The sequence below is a fragment of the Nocardia cyriacigeorgica genome, assembly GCF_010858045.1.
GTDB lineage: Bacteria > Actinomycetota > Actinomycetes > Mycobacteriales > Mycobacteriaceae > Nocardia > Nocardia cyriacigeorgica_E.
The window spans coordinates 13145-31645 of sequence record NZ_JAAGVC010000022.1; the positions used below are offsets into that span (position 1 = coordinate 13145).

General features: G+C 69.5%; 19 protein-coding genes. 11 read left to right on the forward strand and 8 right to left on the reverse strand.

Translation table 11 applies throughout. From position 1 onward, the window contains the following. Positions 1-19: 19 nt before the first annotated feature. Positions 20-733, forward strand: a complete 714-nt coding sequence (locus GV790_RS18605) for an HD domain-containing protein (protein WP_163814602.1) — start codon at positions 20-22, stop codon at positions 731-733. Between the two features lie 113 nt (positions 734-846). Here GV790_RS18605 and GV790_RS18610 read toward each other — a convergent pair whose 3' ends face one another. Then, a complete protein-coding gene (locus GV790_RS18610) occupies positions 847-1422 on the reverse strand; it encodes a TetR/AcrR family transcriptional regulator (protein ID WP_163814603.1) in 576 nt (191 codons plus the stop codon). Between the two features lie 85 nt (positions 1423-1507). Between GV790_RS18610 and GV790_RS18615 the strand changes: the two genes are divergently transcribed. Further along, a complete protein-coding gene (locus GV790_RS18615) occupies positions 1508-2482 on the forward strand; it encodes a quinone oxidoreductase family protein (protein ID WP_256673383.1) in 975 nt (324 codons plus the stop codon). A 118-nt stretch (positions 2483-2600) separates the two neighbouring features. Here GV790_RS18615 and GV790_RS18620 read toward each other — a convergent pair whose 3' ends face one another. Continuing rightward, complete coding sequence (locus tag GV790_RS18620; RefSeq protein WP_163814604.1) at positions 2601-3131, reverse strand: DUF4334 domain-containing protein; 531 nt, start codon at positions 3129-3131, stop codon at positions 2601-2603. A 468-nt stretch (positions 3132-3599) separates the two neighbouring features. Here GV790_RS18620 and GV790_RS18625 point away from each other — a divergent pair, with 468 nt between their 5' ends. Beyond that, positions 3600-5048: a serpin family protein gene (locus GV790_RS18625; protein WP_163814605.1), complete on the forward strand. Its 1449-nt coding sequence runs from the start codon at positions 3600-3602 to the stop codon at positions 5046-5048. Positions 5049-5060: 12 nt separating this feature from the next. On the opposite strand, the gene soxR is transcribed toward GV790_RS18625, so the two are convergent. Then, positions 5061-5537 (reverse strand): redox-sensitive transcriptional activator SoxR, encoded by a 477-nt coding sequence (gene soxR, locus GV790_RS18630; RefSeq protein ID WP_163814606.1) that lies wholly within the window; start codon positions 5535-5537, stop codon positions 5061-5063. 47 nt (positions 5538-5584) lie between these two features. Between soxR and GV790_RS18635 the strand changes: the two genes are divergently transcribed. Next, the gene (locus tag GV790_RS18635; protein ID WP_309139013.1) at positions 5585-7036 is read left to right on the forward strand and encodes an MFS transporter; all 1452 of its coding nucleotides are present in this window, start codon (positions 5585-5587) and stop codon (positions 7034-7036) included. A gap of 66 nt (positions 7037-7102) precedes the next feature. On the opposite strand, the gene GV790_RS18640 is transcribed toward GV790_RS18635, so the two are convergent. Genes GV790_RS18640 through GV790_RS18655 form a run of 4 tightly spaced genes read right to left on the reverse strand, consistent with a single transcriptional unit; the run spans position 7103 to position 9602 of the window. Beyond that, complete coding sequence (locus GV790_RS18640; RefSeq protein WP_163814607.1) at positions 7103-7360, reverse strand: YciI family protein; 258 nt, start codon at positions 7358-7360, stop codon at positions 7103-7105. After that, positions 7360-7869, reverse strand: coding sequence for a transcription antitermination factor NusB (gene nusB, locus GV790_RS18645; RefSeq protein ID WP_163814608.1), 510 nt, complete (start codon positions 7867-7869; stop codon positions 7360-7362). Before nusB ends, GV790_RS18640 begins: the two co-directional genes overlap by 1 nt. A gap of 6 nt (positions 7870-7875) precedes the next feature. Then, entirely contained in the window at positions 7876-8439 is a 564-nt protein-coding gene (gene efp / locus GV790_RS18650) for an elongation factor P (RefSeq protein ID WP_014351746.1), read from the reverse strand. A gap of 35 nt (positions 8440-8474) precedes the next feature. Then, positions 8475-9602, reverse strand: coding sequence for a M24 family metallopeptidase (locus tag GV790_RS18655; RefSeq protein WP_175585942.1), 1128 nt, complete (start codon positions 9600-9602; stop codon positions 8475-8477). A 100-nt stretch (positions 9603-9702) separates the two neighbouring features. Between GV790_RS18655 and GV790_RS18660 the strand changes: the two genes are divergently transcribed. The 6 genes from GV790_RS18660 to aroB all read left to right on the forward strand — a co-directional run bounded on the left by GV790_RS18660 (position 9703) and on the right by aroB (position 16567). Next, positions 9703-11937, forward strand: a complete 2235-nt coding sequence (locus GV790_RS18660) for an MMPL family transporter (RefSeq protein ID WP_163814609.1) — start codon at positions 9703-9705, stop codon at positions 11935-11937. 99 nt (positions 11938-12036) lie between these two features. Beyond that, entirely contained in the window at positions 12037-12639 is a 603-nt protein-coding gene (locus GV790_RS18665; RefSeq protein WP_163814610.1) for an acyl-CoA-like ligand-binding transcription factor, read from the forward strand. 96 nt (positions 12640-12735) lie between these two features. Continuing rightward, positions 12736-13293 (forward strand): prepilin peptidase, encoded by a 558-nt coding sequence (locus GV790_RS18670; protein ID WP_163814611.1) that lies wholly within the window; start codon positions 12736-12738, stop codon positions 13291-13293. A gap of 96 nt (positions 13294-13389) precedes the next feature. Continuing rightward, positions 13390-14607 (forward strand): chorismate synthase, encoded by a 1218-nt coding sequence (aroC, locus tag GV790_RS18675; RefSeq protein WP_163814655.1) that lies wholly within the window; start codon positions 13390-13392, stop codon positions 14605-14607. After that, positions 14604-15446 (forward strand): shikimate kinase, encoded by an 843-nt coding sequence (locus GV790_RS31890; protein ID WP_163814612.1) that lies wholly within the window; start codon positions 14604-14606, stop codon positions 15444-15446. The genes aroC and GV790_RS31890 overlap by 4 nt, the downstream gene beginning before the upstream one ends. Then, entirely contained in the window at positions 15443-16567 is a 1125-nt protein-coding gene (gene aroB, locus GV790_RS18685) for a 3-dehydroquinate synthase (protein WP_163814613.1), read from the forward strand. Before GV790_RS31890 ends, aroB begins: the two co-directional genes overlap by 4 nt. Positions 16568-16606: 39 nt before the next feature. Here aroB and GV790_RS18690 read toward each other — a convergent pair whose 3' ends face one another. After that, positions 16607-17074: a B-4DMT family transporter gene (locus tag GV790_RS18690; protein WP_256673384.1), complete on the reverse strand. Its 468-nt coding sequence runs from the start codon at positions 17072-17074 to the stop codon at positions 16607-16609. Between the two features lie 179 nt (positions 17075-17253). Between GV790_RS18690 and trpB the strand changes: the two genes are divergently transcribed. Further along, entirely contained in the window at positions 17254-18495 is a 1242-nt protein-coding gene (gene trpB / locus GV790_RS18695; protein WP_163814615.1) for a tryptophan synthase subunit beta, read from the forward strand. The last annotated feature ends 6 nt before the right edge of the window (positions 18496-18501 follow it).

Sequence of the window (18501 nt, forward strand, 5' to 3'; positions counted from 1 at the left end):
CTGCCGCTACATTTGCTGCATGAATGATCCTGGGGCGGGGGTGCTGGCGGTGATGCCGCTGCACACGATCAGCGATGTCTACGGTGAAGACGGGCTGCGCGGCAGATTCGAGCTGGAAACGGCGGAATTACCTGGCGCAGAGCAGCTCACGGCCGCGCTCGAGCTGGCCACCGATCTGCACCGAGAGGACCGATACGGCCGCGAGCCGTACATCAACCATCTACTGCGCGTGGCGATCCGGATCGCCAGCCATTACGAGGTGCGCGATACCGAGGTGGTGATCGCCGGGCTGCTGCACGATTCGGTGGAAGACCACCCCACCGAGCTGGCCGGGACGAGATCGGGCTCGCCGACATCCGCCGCGCTGGCCGCCCTCGCCGACCGGTTCGGCGCACGGGTCGCCGATATCGTTGCGTCGGTGACCAATCCGGCGCCCGACCCGGGCCGCGACCGGCACGAACAGTATCGCGAACACGTCACCACCGAACTCGAGCGCGCGCCGTGGGCGCGGGTGGTGAAGCTGTCGGATTTCACCGACAACGGCGTCGGCATCCTGTACGCCACCGGGCCCGTCCTGCACAAACTCGCCACCAAGTACCGGCCGCTCACCGACGTCTACCGAGATCTGGTGCTGCGAGCGGACACCCCGCTCGCCGAGCACGTCAAGGTGCACATCCTCGAACAACTCGACCTGGCCGATCAACGTTTCGACGCCATCCTGGCGCCGCGCTGATCCGACCGGGCGCACAACGCGCACCTGGCGCCGGCGCTCGGTGGGCAGCCCGCCGCCGTTCCGTGATCCGTCTCGGCACTCCACGCCGCAGCACGAGCGACCCCGTTCCCGGCTCAGGGTGCGCGTAAGACGGACTCCATCATCGCGCGCACCGCTGCCAGCACTCGATCGGTCTCGCCCGAGCGCACCAGATCGGGCACGGTCGGCCCGGCCAAACTGTCCAGCAACAGCCGCCCGACGACCTCGGCATCCAGATCGGGACGCGCCTCACGCAGCAGCGCGGTGATGTGGTCGAACCAGAACCGATGGAACTCCGCGGTTCTCGGATGCGGCGCCTCGGTGCGATAGGCGGCCATCAGCTCGAGATTGTCGATCACCAGCCACGCCATCGCCTCGAAGAAGGCGATCAGCCGCTCCCCCGCGGGCGCGCCTGGCCCCAGCGGCGGCGGCCCGTCCTTGACCGCGTTCATCAGCGTCAACGCGCTCTCGGCGACCATTTCGTGTAGCAACCCGGCCCGGTTGCCGAAGCGATGGAAGATGGTCCCCTTGCCGACCCCCGCGGCTGCCGCGACCCGATCCATCGTGATCGCCTCCGCGCCGTGCTCGGCGAGCAGGGCCCTGGTCGCGTCCAGGATCGCGCGCCGATTGCGCGCGGCATCCGCGCGTTCGGCCGGACGACGGTCGGTCATCGCACCACTTTCGGTTGACAAGTTGACCGGCGGTCCATATCGTCTGCACGAGTAAGTGGACCGTTGGTCAAGTTATGGAGTTCCAATGCAAGCAATCGTAATGACGGGAATCGGTGGGCCAGAGGTCCTGGTCGCGCGCGAGGTCGCCGAGCCGCGACCGGAGGCGGGCGAAGTACTGATCCGCGCGGAGGCGATCCCCGTCCTCTACCCCGAAACCCTCATGCGCTCGGGCATTTTCCCGATGGCCGTCGACCTTCCGGCCGTCTTCGGGTTCCAGGCGGCGGGCGAGGTGGTCGAGGTCGGCGACGGCGTGGATCGGAGCCTTCTCGGGCGCCGAGTGGTGGCGGATACGGCGGGTGCGGGTTCCTACGCCGAGTTCGTTCGCGCGGCAGCCGAGGCCGCGACCGTTATCCCGGAAGGAGTCTCGGCCGAGGATGCCGCAGCCGCGGCGATGAGCGGATCGGTCGCGATCGCGCTGCTGAAGGCCGCCCGGCTCACCGGCACCGAGACGGTGCTCGTGGAAGCGGGGGCGACGGGCGTCGGCAGTTACCTGGTTCAGCTGGCCGAGCAGTTCGGCGCGGCGCGGGTGATCGCCACCGCGGGCGACGCGGCCAAGCAGCAACGGGCCCGCGAGCTGAGCGCCACCGACGTGCTCGATCACCGTGCCGACAACTGGGCCGATACCCTGCGCGCCCGGCTCGCCGACGCCACCGTCGACGTCGTCTTCGATTCCATCGGCGGCTCGTCCGCTGCGCCGCTGCTCGACGTCATGACCCCGGGCAGCGGACGCATGCTCAGCTATGGCTGGCTGTCCGGCGCGCCGGCACAGGTGACGGCAGGCGATCTTCTCCCCCGTGGGCTCACCCTCATCGGCTGCGCGGGGCCCGCCTGGCTCGCGGAGCTGGCGCCATACCGCGCCGACATCCTCGAGCGAGTCCACACACTCGCACCCGCCGTCGAGACGACGTTGCCGCTCGACGCCGCGGCTCAGGCGCATGAGCTGGTCGAATCACGCGCCCCGCTCGGCAAGATCATTCTGCGGCCGGGCGCAGATCGGTAGCGGGGACGATCGCCCGGCGCGGCACAGCGGACACGATCGCGGCAGTTCGGGTCGCCGATTCGAGTCGATGGGCCGTGGACGCGGGCGGCAACCGACGGTCGCGGCAGCGACCTTCCGGTCAGCGCTCGAGCATGAAGAAATACGGCTCGGCCAGCCCACGCATATCCATCACGCCGAGCAGGGCATCGTCGTCGAGACGCCGGAAATGGTCGATGATCGGCAGGTGGTCGTAAACCATGGCCGCGCTGACGACACCGCGGTATTCGATATCGCGCAACCGGGCCGTCGGCTTCTTGGTGCGCAGCGCCGGCGCGAGGAAGCGCAGATTGTTGCGCACCGGGCGCAGCCAGGTGGCCGGGAATCGACCGGCCAGCCCCAGCGGGGCACGGCGCGGGTCCACGGCGAAGATCGAACCGTTCTGGTCGGCGAACAGCAGCGGATGCACCGCGTCGGGGCTGTCGAATTGCTTGCCGTACCAACCGGATTCCACGAGCACACCGGCCCACGGATGTCCGGTGTTCACTTCGCTGCCACGCCAGCGGCCGGTGGTCACCTCGCCGACACGGGCGGCGGGCAGATCATCGAACACCGCCCACGCCTGCTCCGGCGTACAGCGTCCGCGCAATATCGTGCGCTGATTCTCGGTCATCGCCCGATCTCCTCACCATCGAAGTGTTGCGAGGAAAAGTCTATCTGTCTCTCAACCGGTCGCCTCGACCGGTTGCCGGCGGACGGTTTGACCTCGAGCGCGGTTGAGGTAGCAAGATCGACAGCGAGAGCGCGGGGCCCGGCGTCGGGGCCGGCCTCCGTTCTCGATCCGAGCCGGTCACGGCTTGCTGCTCGCGCTCCCGCCGGCGTCCTGTACACCCACCCGGCGGGAGCGCGGGCATGGGTCGGCGGCTCGCGACTCCGCTGGGCGTGATTCGACCCCCACTGGTGACACACAATGGCCCTGTCCAGAAGTCCCGCCCCGTCGACCCACGGTTGCCGGTTCGCCTCGCCTGGGCGAAACCAGCTGCGCCGCACTATGTCACGCGATTCGGTCCGGTGGCAGCGACCCGGACGCGCAGCGGTATACGCTGTCGCCCTCCTGCCGCGCCGCCGATAGGGTGAATCCATGCGGACCGTGCTCGAACCCCACGTCGATGCCGCGAACCACCTCACTCGCCGCTGGTGCGAGGCGGGCGCGGACGGAGATTTCGTCCTCTCCGGCGCCGGGCTGTGGCCGCTGCTCGGCCTGATGGCGTCGGCCGCGGGCGGGCCGGCGCGCGCCGAACTCGAAGCGGCAATCGGAATGCCCGGCAGCACAGCCCATTCGGCCGCACTGCGGCTCATGGAGACGATGGATGACGCGGTCGATCTGTCTGCAGCGCTCGGCGTCTGGGTCAACCGCAACCTGCCGTTGAACGACGAGTGGCTGAGCGGCTTGCCGGTGGGCACAGTCGATCTCCTCACCGGCCAGGTCACCCTTGATGCCTGGGCCGACCAGCACACCGGTGGCCTGATCAAGAAGTTTCCACTCCGAATCGACCCCTCGACCCTGCTGGTCCTGGCAACCGCCCTGGTGGCCCGCACCACGTGGCGCGAATCGTTTCATGAGACGGCCATGACACCGGGGACCGGCCCATGGCACGGCCCAGCGGTGACCGCATTGTCACGGACCACCAGCAGTCTGACGGACGCGGCGATCCTGGACGGACCCCAACCGGTGACCCGCATCGTCGTGCAGGGCACGGCCGATGTCGATATTCATCTGCTCCAAGGACCTGCCACTCCCGCCCACGTGCTCGCCACCGGATTGGACGCACTCGCCGGTGTGATCGAAGTGCGCACGCAACTCCCCGTGGGCACCGACGGGCCCGGACTCGCAGTGCGCGAAGAGACTTCACTGCGGAATCGACCTCAGCTCCGGCTACAACTCCCGCCCTTCGACATCCGCTCCAACCATGACCTCTGCGCCACCCACCTGAGCCCGATATTCGGCCTCACCGCCGCACAGACATCCGGGCATCACTTCCCCGGGATCTCCCCGAGGCCGTTGGCGATCAGCCAGGGCGCACAGGACGTGCTGGCCCGCTTCACCCGCGATGGATTCGAAGCCGCGGCGGTCACCGCGTTCGCCCTCCGCGCCGGCGGCATGCCACCACCGCCGACCGAACACCGAGTCACCGTCTGCACCGCGACCTTCGACCGCCCCTTCGGTTTCCTCGCCGTCCACCGACCCACCGGCCTGGCCATCGTGGCCGGCTGGATCGCCTCCCGGCCCGAGGAGTACCGGCCTCCCACACGAGCGGCGAGCGCGGCCGATCCCGCTGATCGACGTCCCCGGCATCCACGGCCGGAACCGGTGCCGCGGCAGTCGCGAACGGCTCCGCCACAGCCGGTCCCGGCCGACTCCCCGTTCGGCCCGGCCTTCACGTCACCGCCGCCCGCACCCTGGGCTGGGCCACCACAACCGGCGCCCATACCGCGAACACCCCGGCCGTCTATGCCGCCGTGGCCCCCGGCATCGGACTCCCCGACGACCCCGCTGCGCCGCCCGCCCACCACGCCGGGTGCGCGGTAACGCCAGTGACGTTCACGGCATATCGGCGCCCGCCGCGTCCTCGTGCGGCAACCGACGCGGACCGGGCCCCTCGTCACTGAGCGCATCGCCAGGGTTGAGTACCCAGCAGGTCTGCAACGACAGGCAACCGCAACCGATACAGCCGGTGAGTTCGCGTTCGAGGGCCTCGAGTTCGCGCCTGCGGGCGGCCAGATGGGATTGCCAGCGCCGGGAGATCCGTTGCCAGTCACGTTTGCTCGGCATCCGATCCTCCGGCAGCGACGCGAAGACCTCGGCGACCTCGGTGAGCGGGATACCGAGGCGCTTGGCGACCAGGATCAGCGACAGCCTGCGCAGCACATGCCTGCGGAACCGACGTTGGTTGCCCGAGGTACGAATCGAGGTGATCAACCCTTGGTCTTCGTAGAACCGGACCGCGGACGTGGCGATCCCCGCGCGCTGAGCGACCTCGCCGACCGTCAGCAGATCGGTGGGTGCCGGTTTCGACATCGAACTCCTTGACTTAAAGTGAGCTTTAAGTTCTAGCGTAGCTGCTCGTGACCTCTACCTCGCTCGATGAGCACGAAAAGCCCGACAACGACAACGCGGTGACGACGGACCGACCCACTGGCGGCTGGCGTGAGTTGCTGTCGCCCAGCCACTTCGCGAGCGTGGCGATCCTGGCCGGTGGCGTCGCGCTCTATGCGATGAATCTGTATTTCACCGCCGCCCTCATGCCATCCATCGTCGATGACATCGGTGGCGCCGACTATTACGCGTGGGTCGCCACCGGATTCCTGATGGCGGCGGTGATCGCATCAATGCTGGTCAGCCGAATCCTCGGACGCCGAGGCGTGCGGGGGGCGTACCTGGTCGGCTTCCTCACCTTCGGACTGGGCGCGGCGTTGAATGCGCTGAGCCCGACAATGGAATTGCTCCTGGTCGGGCGCGTCGTACAGGGTTTCGGCGGCGGGTTGCTGGCCGGGCTCGGCTACGCGGTGATCCGTGCGGCGCTGCCTGCCCACCTGTGGGCCAGGGCCGCCGGTCTGGTATCGGCGATGTGGGGGGTGGGCACGCTGGTGGGCCCGACCCTGGGCGGGGCCTTCGCCCAGGTCGGCGCCTGGCGCTGGGCCTATGCCCTGCTCCTGCTCGCCGCGATGGTGCTGGCGATGCTCGGTGTCCGCGCCCTGCCACCCCGGACCGCCGTTGCCACCGAGCGCAGCAACGTGCCGCTGCTGTCGCTGGCGTTGCTCACGGCCGCGGCGGCGGTGTTCAGCCTCAGTTCCACGGTGGCGTCCGGATGGCCGACCGCGGGCTGCATGATCGCGGGCGCCGTCTTGCTCGGCGTGTTCCTCGCCGCCGAAAAGCGTGGCAGGTCCTCGGTGCTGCCGCGCTCGACCTATCAGCGCGACAATCCGCTCAAGTGGGTGTACCTCACCGTCGCCGCCCTGTGCGCGGGCGTGATGACGGAGAACTTCATTCCACTGTTCGGTCAGGAGCTCGGCGCTCTGGCGCCCTTCGCCGCCGGGCTACTCGGCGCCGCTCTGTCCGTCGGGTGGGTGGTATCTCAGCTGTTCAGCGTCGGCCTCGGCCCGGCCGCCGCGCGACGGGCCATCCGGACGGCGCCGGTTCTCCTCACCGGCGGACTGCTCGTCTACGGGCTCGCTCAATCCGACGACGCCGCCATCATCGTCGTACTACTGTGGGCCGCAGCTCTTTTCGTGGCCGGTACAGGTATCGGCCTGGCCTTCCCGCACCTGAGCGTGGCCGCGATGGCCAGTACGACCGACGAGAACGAGGGCGCCAAGGCCGCGGCGGCGTTGAGCACCACCCAGCTCATCGCCTACACCGTGACCTCCGCCATCGCCGGCACTTTGGTCAACCTGGGCGGGGATTCGGTCGTGAATTCCGCACGGCTGATGACCTTCGGGATCGCGGCCATCACCGTCGCCGGAACGATCACCGCGGTGCGGGCCACAGCTCGGAACCGACCGACGGCGGGCCGGTAGACGGCTCGGTCCCGGCAGAACCTGGCGGGGTTCACGACCGGGACCGCGTCGGCGCTTCGCACAACGTCAGCCGGTGATCTCCCACTCGTACACCGTGACCTCCGAGGCTCCGGTGGTGTGCACCGGATCGGTGAAGACGATCTCGCGCGCCTGGTCGAGCGAATCGGCCAGCACGATATAGGCGCCACCGGTGCCGTCGGTGAATCGGCCGGTTTCCTGCAGCATGCCCTTGGCCCGCAGTTCGGCGAGGAACTGCTTGTGCGGTTCCACGACCGCCGGATCGAACCGAGGCGTGCGCATGACCATGACCAGGTACTTGTGCATCACTGCTCCGGCTCGGGCCGCGGCGCGCGGGTGGCCGCGGCGGCGGCGCGGACCTGCGGCGCCACCAGCACCACCTGACCGAGCACACCGTTGACGAACGACGGCGAGTCGTCGGTGGACAGCTCCTTGGCCAGTTCCACCGCCTCGTCGACCGCCACCACCGGCGGCACATCGTTGGCGTGGAACAACTCCCACACCGCGATCCGCAGGATGGCGCGGTCCACGGCGGGCAACCGCGACAGCGTCCAGTCCTGCAGATAGGACTCGATGGTGCCGTCGACCCGGTCGAGATCATCGGCGACGCCTTCGACCAGCGTGCGGGTGTAGGCGTGCACCGGTGCGACCGCCTGATCGGTGACCGACAACTCGACCCGCTCGTCGATCAGATCAGCGGGGTCGATATCGCGGGCTTCGGCTTCGAACAGCAGATCCACCGCGCGGCGCCTGGCCTTGTGGCGTGCGCCGAGTTTCTTGAATGCGGGTTTCTTCTCCGCGGGCTGGTCCGCCATGCGGCGTCAGGAGTTGACGCGGCTGATGTAGCTGCCGTCGCGGGTGTCGATCTTGAGCTTGTCGCCCACATTGATGAACAGCGGGACCTGCACCTCGGCGCCGGTCTCGATGGTGGCCGGCTTGGTGCCCGCGCTGGAGCGGTCGCCCTGCAGACCCGGCTCGGTGTGGGTGACCTCGACCTCGATGGAGACCGGCAGCTCGATGAACAGCGCCTCGCCCTCGTGCATCGCGATCTGCACGCCCATGTTCTCCAGCAGGAAGCCACCGGCCTTGCCGACGATGTTCTCGCCCAGGTGGATCTGGTCGTAGGTCTCGCCGTCCATGAAGATGTAGTCGGAGCCGTCGTGGTACAGGTAGGTCATATCGCGACGGTCGACGGTCGCGGTTTCGACCTTCACACCAGCATTGAACGTCTTGTCGACGACCTTGCCGGAGACCACGTTCTTCAGCTTGGTCCGCACGAAGGCGGGGCCCTTGCCCGGCTTCACGTGCTGGAACTCGACGATCTGCTGGAGCTGATTGTCGATCTTCAGCACGAGGCCGTTCTTGAAGTCGCTGGTGTCCGCCACTGTCTTCGGATCTCCTCGGTTCTCGGCGACCGGCGTCACTCGACGACGGTCAGGTCTTTGCTGGTGCGGGTGAGCAGTTCCGGGCCCCCTTCGCGCACCACGAGCGTGTCCTCGATCCGGACCCCGCCGCGGCCGGGAAAGTACACACCTGGTTCGACGGTCACCGCCACGCCAGACAGCAGTGTACCCGTGCCCGCTTTCGCGATTCCGGGCGCTTCATGGATACGCAGTCCGACCCCGTGTCCGAGTCCGTGCACGAACAACGCACCGTGGCCCGCGGCGTCGATGACGGCGCGGGCGGCGCCGTCCACATCGGCGACCGGCACGCCAGGTCGCAGGGCTTCGCGGCCTGCCCGCTGCGCCTCGCGCACCAGTTCGTAGACCTCGCGCTGCCAGTCGGCCGGCGGGCCGAGCACCAGGGTCCGGGTCATGTCCGAGTGGTAGCCGCCGACGACCGCACCGAAATCGAGTTTCACGAAATCGCCCGTCGCCAGCACCGCATCGGTCGGGCGATGGTGTGGAACGGCCGAATTCGCACCCGCGGCGACGATCGTCTCGAAGGCGACGGCTTCGCCGCCGTGTTCGAACATCGCCCATTCCAGGTCGCGGGCCACCTGACGTTCGGTGCGACCGGGTCGCAGCGCGCCGCGCTCGAGCAGGGTGGCCAGCGCGGCATCGCCGACCGCGCACGCCGCGCGCAGCCGGTCCACCTCGTAAGCGTCCTTGACCATGCGCAACTGCTCGACGAGCCCGGGCGTGGCGACCAGTTCCAGACCGGTGCTGAGCTCCTCGAAGCCGCGGTGCTCGTCGACGGTGACCACGTGACTCTCGTAGCCGACCCGGCCGAGTTGCCACTCCCCCGCGAGTTCCACCACGCGGCGGGCACACGCGCGCACGATGTCGGCGTGCAGGTCGGGCACCTGCTCGGCGACCTGGGTGCGGTAGCGGCCGTCGGTACTGATGACGGTGCGATCTTCGGCGCCGTGCGCGTCCCAGGAGGACACCAGCAGCGCGGCGTTCGAGCCGGTGAAGCCGGTCAGGTACCTGATGTTGACCAGGTCGGTGACCAGGAGCCCGTCGATCTCGTTCTCCACCAGCAGGCTGCGCAGCGCGCTTCGACGCGCCGCGTAGTCGGGCCGCAGCCCCGCAGCATCAGCAGACATGGATCAAAGCTACCGCCGTCTTCCGCGGGCTCGACACCCAAGCATGTTTTGGGAGTACACTCCGATTTACTAGTTCACTCTCAAATAGGTGGTGTCTCCTATGTCAGTGCTGCTCTATCGGCTGGGAATCGGAAGTTTCCGGCGCCGCGGCCTGGTCGTGGTGGTGTGGCTCGCGGTGATCGCCGGGGCGATCGGGGCAGCGGCCACGTTGTCCGGGCCGACCTCGGACACGTTCACGGTGCCCGGCACCGAATCGCAGCGGGCCATCGATGTGATGGCGCAGCGCTTCCCCGACGCCGCCGCGAACGGCGCGACGGCGCGGGTCGTGCTGGTGGCCCCTGAGGGCACGCGCCTCGAGGACGCCAGGCAGACGATCGACCAGGTCCGGGACCGTCTGGCCGTCGGGCCGAATGTCGCGCGGGTCGGCGAACTCGGCCCCGACGCCATCGCCGCTGATGGGCGAACGGGTCTGATCGAGGTGTCGTATCGGGTGAGCCGGGAGGAACTGACCGAGGCCGATCGCGACGCCGTCGCCGAGGCGCTCACTACCGCCCGCGAGGCCGGTATGACCGCCGAGGCCGGCGCCGACGCTGCCGCCGCCCCCGACGAGGGCGCGGGCGAAACCATCGGCGTGCTGGTGGCGGCGGTGGTGCTGCTGATCACCCTCGGCTCACTGCTCGCGGCCGGGTTGCCGCTGCTGGTGGCGGCCGCCGGGCTCACGGTCGGGCTGGCCGCGATCACCGCGGCCAGCGGCTTCGCCGACCTGAACACCGATACCTCGGCGCTGGCGCTGATGCTGGGCATCGCGGTCGCCATCGACTACTCACTGTTCATCATCCTGCGTTACCGCCAGCTCGCGGCGGCCGGCTACGCCCTGCCCGAAGCGGCAGGTCAAGCCGTCGGACGGGCCGGTTCGGCGGTGCTGTTCGCCGGACTCACGGTCGTCATCGCTCTGGCCGGATTGACCGTGGTGGGGATCCCCGCCCTCACTCAGGTGGGTCTGGCGGCGGCGTTCACCGTCGCCATGGCGGTGATCGCGGCACTGACGCTGCTGCCCGCGCTGCTGGGCTGGGGCGGTGAACGGCTGGTGCGGGTGCGCGGCCCGCGCCGCGGCACCGGGCCCGCCCGGATGACGATGGGCAGGCGATGGGCCGCCACCGTGGTCGCGCACCGGCTGCCGGTATTGCTCGGTGCCACAGCGATTCTGCTGCTCGCCGCGGTGCCCGCGCTGGATCTGCGGCTCGGCTTCCCCGATGACGGCACCGCGCCGGCCGACACCACCCAACGCAAGGCCTACGACCTGATCGCGGACGGGTTCGGTCCCGGCGCCAACGGCCCGCTCACCGTGGTGGTGGACGCGGGCGCCGACGCTGCCGCTCCCGCCGCGGCCGCCAGGGTGCGCACGATCATCAGTGGCATCGACGGCGTGGCAGCCGTCGCGCCGCCGGTCTTCGACGCCACCGGCGCCACCGCGCTGCTGGCAGTGGTACCCGGACACGGCCCGGCCGATCCCGCCACCACGCGGGCACTCGAGGCCATCCGTGACGAGGCGGGCAGCGCCGCGCTGCCGGGTGATGCGCGGGTGATGGTCACCGGCCAGACCGCTCTCGATATCGACTCGTCGGCGAAATTGCGGGCCGCGCTGCTGCCCTATCTCGCCCTGGTCGGCGGCCTGGCCTTCGTGCTGTTGATCCTGGTCTTCCGTTCCGTACTGGTGCCACTGGTCGCGGCCGCCGGTTTCCTGCTCAGCGTGGCGGCCACCTTCGGCGTGGTGGTCGCGGTGTTCCAGTGGGGCTGGTTCAACGATCAGCTGGGTGTGCAGTCCTCCGGCATCATCGTCAACCTGTTGCCGGTGATGCTGGTGGGCATGGTGTTCGGGCTGGCGATGGATTACCAGGTGTTCCTGGTGACGCGTATGCGGGAGGAACATCTGCGCGGGCAGAGCACCGATGCCGCGATCGTCGACGGCTTCGCCGCGGGCGCGCGGGTGGTCACGGCCGCGGCGATCATCATGATCAGCGTGTTCGCCGGATTCTTGTTCTCGGCCACCCCGATGGTGCAGTCGTTCGGTTTCGCCCTCGCGGCCGCGGTGCTCTTCGATGCCTTCCTGGTGCGGATGACGGCGGTGCCCGCCATGATGTCGCTGCTCGGCCGGCACGGCTGGTGGCTGCCGCGCTGGCTGGATCGGCTGCTACCCGAGATCGACGTCGAGGGTCGCAACCTCGACGATCTCGACGGTGCCGCTCCCCGTGCCGTGACGCCGGCCGCGCGCGGCGCACGAACCGTGGGCGCGGCCGCTGTTGCAGAATCGAGTCAGCCGCCGTCGCGGGATTGAGCACAGGGAGTGGGGTACACGGTGAGGTCGTCGGTCGGAGATCAGCAATCCGCAGCTGCCGGAAAGCCATCCTCGCGGCCGGCGGCCGACCGGTCGGCCGTGTCTCCGGGCGCGGCGAAGCCCACCAAGGGGCTGCGCGAGCTCAAGAAGGCCAGGACCGCTGCTGCCATCCAGCGCCATGCCATGACCCTGTTCGAGGCCAATGGTTATGACGCCACGCCGGTGGAAGCGGTCGCGGCGGCGGCCGAGGTCGCCCCGAGCACCGTGTACCGCTACTTCCCCACCAAAGAAGATCTCGTGATCTCCGACGAGTACGACAACGTCATGTTCACCAAGCTGGCCGAACAGCCCGCCGAGGCGAGCGTGGTGGAATCGTTGCGCGGCGCCTTTCACGAGGTCACCGCGGAGATGTCGGAGGCCGATATCGAGCTCGGCCGGCGCCGGACCCGGCTGATGCTGTACGAGCCGGGCCTGCGCGGAGCCACCCTGACCAATCTGCTCGCCATGGAACGCGCGATCGCCGACTTGGTCGCCCAGCGCACCGGACGCGACGGCGACGATCCGGAGATCGCCTGGTTCACCGGCGCCGTCATCGGAATCGCGCTCGGGTTCATGCGTCGCTGGGCCGATAACCCCGACCTCGACGTGGTATCGGTGTTCGACGACGCGCTCGACCGCCTCGCCACCGGGCTCACCTTCTGACACCTGCGAATCGGACGGTATTCACAGCCGTCGCGGTTATCCCCAATCGGCGCCAGGCAGCTCCCGCGACGCTGACCCACCTGTCACTGTCGACAGATGGGAACCTTCGCGCTCATCGCGCTCGCCGCCTGGTGTATGGCGTTGAGTGTCAGCGATATTCGGCACCGGCGGCTGCCCGATCTGCTCACCGGACCCGGCGCTGCCGTCGTGCTCGGGTATGCGGCAGGCACCGGCCGACTCGCCGCGGCACTCGTCGGGGCAGTGCTGCTCTCCGTGCCGTATCTCGTGGTGCATCTGGTGACACCGGCGGCGTTCGGGGCGGGCGATGTCAAGCTCGCGGTCGGGCTCGGGGCGGCCGCCGGGATGTGCGGCGGCCAGGCATGGGTGGCTGCCGCCGTCGGCGCACCGGTGCTGACCGCCGTCGCGGGGGCCGCAGTGCTCGTAGTGCCGCGAGGCGGACGGAGCCGGTGCAGCGCGGCCACCGATCCGATCGCTCCATCGGCCGGATCGGTCGGTGCCCCGCGGCCGCCGCACCGCCCACGAACCATGCGCCGCCCCCGCGCGCCGGCGACGCCGTCGACCACAGGTCCGGTCACCCTGCCGCACGGCCCGTCGATGTGCGTGGCGACGCTGCTCGCGGTGGGCTTCGGGTGATCGCGCGGCAACCATTCGGCGCAGGCGGGAAGGGTGCCGCTGATCACGGTGGACCGGTTTCCCGGCCGAGAGCGTCCACATGGGAAGATGGACGGCGTGCTGCGCTGGATAACTGCTGGAGAATCCCATGGTCCCGCTCTCGTCGCCATCCTCGAGGGGATGGTGGCCGGTGTCGAGGTGACGTCGGACGAGATCTCCGCACAGTTGGCGCGCCGTCGGCTCGGGTACGGGCGCGGCGCCCGGATGAAGTTCGAGGCCGACAAGGTGACCATCGTCGGCGGTGTCCGGCATGGACGCACCATGGGCGGCCCGGTCGCCATCGAGGTGGCCAACTCCGAATGGCCGAAATGGACCACGGTCATGTCCGCCGACCCGGTGGATCCGGCCGAACTGGCCGACCTGGCACGCAATGCCCCGCTGACCCGTCCCCGCCCCGGCCACGCCGACTACTCGGGCATGCTCAAGTACGGCTTCGACGATGCGCGCCCGGTGCTCGAACGGGCCAGCGCCCGCGAGACAGCGGCCCGCGTCGCGGCGGGCACGGTGGCGCGCGCGTTCCTGCGCCAGGCCTTCGGGGTGGAGGTCGTCTCGCATGTGGTCTCGATCGGCACCGCCGCCAACACCACCGGCCATGTCCCGTCCGCCTCCGACCTGGAGGCGATCGACGCCAGCCCGGTGCGCGCCTTCGACGCCGAGACCGAAGCGGCGATGATCGCCGAGATCGAGGCCGCCAAGAAGGACGGCGACACCCTCGGCGGCGTGGTCGAGGTCGTGGTGGAGGGACTTCCGGTCGGGCTCGGCTCGTTCACCAGCGGCGAGAACCGTCTCGACGCGCGGCTGGCCGCCGCGCTCATGGGCATTCAGGCGATCAAGGGTGTCGAGGTGGGCGACGGTTTCGAGACCGCGCGCCGGCGCGGCAGCCAGGCCCACGACGAGATGAAGCCCGGCCCCGACGGCGTGCTGCGCTCGACCAACCGGGCCGGTGGCCTGGAAGGCGGCATGACCAACGGCGAGGCCCTGCGGGTGCGTGCGGCGATGAAGCCGATCTCCACGGTGCCGCGTGCGCTGTCGACGGTCGATATGAGCAGCGGCGAGGAAGCCGTCGCGATCCACCAGCGCTCGGATGTGTGCGCGGTGCCCGCGGCCGGTGTGGTGGCCGAATCGATGGTGGCGCTGGTGCTCGCACAAGCGGCACTGGAGAAGTTCGGCGGCGATTCGCTCGCCGAGACCTCCGACAACATCACCAGCTACGTCAAGCGCATCAGCACCCGTCCGCATGTGGCGCCGACCGACGCGGACAGTCGGGCACGATGACTTCCCAGGCCGACCCGCGCGCTCCGCGCGTGGTGCTGGTCGGACCGCCGGGGGCCGGTAAATCGACGATCGGCCGCAAGCTCGCCCGCGAACTCGGCGTGCAGCTCTACGACACCGATGCCGGGATCGAACAGGAAACCGGGCGCACCATCGCGGATATCTTCGCCACCGACGGCGAAGCGGAGTTCCGCAAGATCGAAGAGCAGGTGGTGCGCCGCGCCATCCTCGACGAGCCGGGTGTGGTCTCCCTCGGCGGCGGTGCGGTGCTCTCGGAGAACACCAGGGCGCTGCTGCGCGAACACACCGTGGTGTACCTGGAAATCAGTGTGGCCGAAGGCCTTCGCCGCACCGGCACCAGTAATGCCCGCCCGCTGCTCAACGGCGCCGATCCCGGCGCCAAATATCGCGAGCTGATGCGGCGTCGGCGACCGCTGTACCGGGAGGTCGCGACGGTGCGGGTGCGCACCGACGGGCGCAGCCCGGGCCGGGTGGTGAAGATGATCCTCGGCAAGCTGTCGCTGGAATCGGTGCGACCGGCCGCGGGCGAGGGCGCCGAACAGCAGAACCGCACGCCACGCGCCACCAACCCGCAGGGCAGCAGCAGGTCGAGGGCCCGCCGCAGGTCGAGGGCACGGGCAGCGGCCCGCAAGGCGGCGCAGGCCGCCGCGAACAGCCAGACCGCCGACCAGACCGCCACCGGACAGCCCGGTGCCGCGGGCCCGAACGCCCCGGCGGCGAGCACCTCGACCAACGGACGGTCCCGCCGCGCCAGGGCCCGCCGGGCGCGCGCTCGCGCACGTACCCAACAAGAACGCACAGAATCGGAGCAGAGCACGTGACAGAGCCGAGTCGTCTCGAGGTCCGCACCGCCGACCCGTACCCGGTGATCATCGGCCGTGGCTTGCTCGGCGAGCTCGTCGAGTCGGTCACCGGCAGCGGTTCCGGCGTGCGTACGGTCGCGATCTTCCATCAGCCGCCGCTGGCCGAAACGGCCGAAGTGGTGCGTAAAGCGCTGGCCGACACCGGGATCGACGCCCATCGCATCGAGATCCCGGACGCCGAAGCCGGTAAGGATCTGGCCGTGGCCGGTTTCTGCTGGGAGGTGCTCGGCCGCATCGGGCTGACCCGCAACGACGTCATCGTCAGCCTCGGCGGCGGCGCGGCCACCGATCTCGCCGGATTCGTCGCCGCCACCTGGATGCGCGGGGTGAAGATCGTGCACGTGCCCACCACCCTGCTGGCCATGGTGGACGCGGCTGTCGGCGGTAAGACCGGCATCAACACCGAGGCCGGTAAGAACCTGGTGGGCTGCTTCCATGAACCCGCCGCGGTGCTGGTCGATCTCGCGACGCTGGAAACGGTGCCGCACAACGAGATCGTCGCGGGCATGGCCGAGATCATCAAGGCCGGTTTCATCGCCGACCCGGTGATCCTTGATCTGATCGAGGCCGACCCGAAGGCCGCACTCGACCCCACCGGCGAGGTGCTGCCGGAACTGATCCGCCGCGCCATCGCGGTCAAGGCGGAGGTGGTTGCGGCCGATCTCAAGGAGGCCGCGCTGCGCGAGATCCTCAACTACGGCCATACTCTCGGCCACGCCATCGAGCGCCGGGAACGCTACCGCTGGCGTCATGGCGCCGCGGTCTCGGTGGGCCTGGTGTTCGCCGCCGAACTCGGCCGGCTGGCCGGGCGCCTCGACGACGCCACCGCCGACCGGCACCGCACCGTGCTGGAGAGCGTCGGCCTGCCCACCACCTACGATGCCGATGCACTGCCACAGCTGCTGGAGTCGATGCAGACCGACAAGAAGACCCGTTCGGGTGTCCTGCGTTTCGTGGTGCTGGACGGCCTGGCCAAGCCCGGCCGGTTGGAAGGACCGGATCCGACGCTGCTGGCCGCCGCGTATTCGGCGATCGCCCGCGATCCCGAACCCGGTGCCGGTAGCGCGGTCCTGCTCTAGGACGTCGCGATCCCCCGGCACCACTGGGGGATCATCGGATCAGGATGCGGCCGCTACCGGCTGGTGGGTTCCGGCCGCGGCGGAACCGTCCTTGCCGCCGAGCCTGCGCCCGAGCGCGATGCCGGCCAGCGCCGGGATAAAGATCAGCAGCACGATGAACGAGGCGCCCGCGGTCATTTCGAACAGCAAGCCGTTGTCACCGAGCGCGAAGCCAGGCAGCAGGTCCAGAATCCAGGACGCCGCACCGCTGGCGAGGCCGCCCGCCACCGCGGCCTTCAACCACGGGATGGTCAGATCGGCGCCGTGATCGGCATCCGGATGCGCGGCACGATCGCGGCGGCCGTCGATAAAGCCCCATCCGACGCCCGCGGCGATGATCACCACCAGGCACAGCAACCGCATCCACGCGCCCTGCGTCGGCCAGTTCACCATGCCGAACCCCAGCAGGACCCGCAAGCCGACGACCAGCGCACCGAGCACTGTGGCCCGCAACACCCAAGCTGTCATGCCGACCACCATAACCCAGCCCCCTCCGCACAAAACTAGAACCCGTTACAGAGTTGGCCGTGTCGGCGCCGGAGTCGATAACCGCCAGTTCACTGCGGCGTTTCCCAACCATGGTGAAGCGGTCGCGGCACTGGTAGAGACTTCCTGGTCGGTTCTCGACTGTGGAGGCGAAGGCGCGGATGGTTCTCGATCTCGGACTGCAGCCGGCATATCGGCACGATGTCTACCCGGACGAGAACGGTAGATTCGGCGCGTTCGGCGGGCGCTACGTTCCCGAGGGCCTCATGCCCGCGCTGCTCGAACTCGAGCAGGCCTATCGGCTGGCCCGCGCCGATCCGGCCTTCGGCGAACGACTCGCCACCCTGCTGCGCGACCGCGTGGGACGGCCAACCCGGTTGCACGCGGTACCCCGTTTCGCCGCGTCGCTGGGTGTGCCCGGCCTGAAGGTCTACCTCAAACGCGAGGATATGGCGCACACCGGCTCGCACAAGATCAACAACGCGCTCGGGCAGGCGCTGTTGGCGCAGCGCCTGGGCAAGACGCGGATCGTGGCGGAGACGGGTGCGGGCCAGCACGGCGGCGCGGTCGCCGCCGTGTGCGCGATGCTCGGCCTGGAATGCGTGATCTACATGGGCAGCGAGGACGTCCGTCGCCAGCCCGCCACAGTGGCTCGGATGCGGATGCTCGGTGCCGAAGTGCGGACGGTCGAGAGCGGGAATCGGCGGGTCAAGGAGGCGATCAGCGCCTCGGTCCGCGACTGGGTCGCGAACCTGGCCGATACTCACCTGTTGCTCGGCACGGTGGTGGGGCCCGCGCCATATCCGCAGATGGTCCGGGATTTTCAGACGGTCATCGGCCGCGAGTCCCGCGCCGATATCCTTCGGGCCGAAGGCCGGTTGCCCGATCTGGTGCTGGCCTGCGTCGGCGGCGGTAGCAACGCCCTCGGGCTCTTTCATCCGTTCGCCGCCGACCCCGAGGTGGAGTTGGTCGCGGTCGAGGCCGCGGGCCGTGGTGCGGCCGACGGCGACCACGCCGCCACCCTGACGGCGGGAAGTCCCGGCGAGGTGGATGGCACGTTCAGCTACCTGCTGCAGGATGCCGACGGCCAGATCGCCGCCACCCACAGCATCGCCGCCGGTCTGGATTACCCGGGCGTCGGCCCGGAACTCGGCTATCTGCGCGACAGCGGCCGGATGAGCGCACGGACCGCCACCGATGCCGTCGCGTTGCGTGGCCTGCGGGCGCTCAGCCGCACCGAGGGTGTGCTCGCGGGCCTCGAATCCGCGCATGCGGTCGGGCATCTGATGGAGCGGGCGGAGGGCGGCGAGCTGGCACGCAACACACTGGTGGTGCTGTGCCTGTCCGGCAGCGGAGACAAAGATCTCGCCATCGCCTCGGAACGGCTCGCTCCGGGCCCCTGAGTGGCG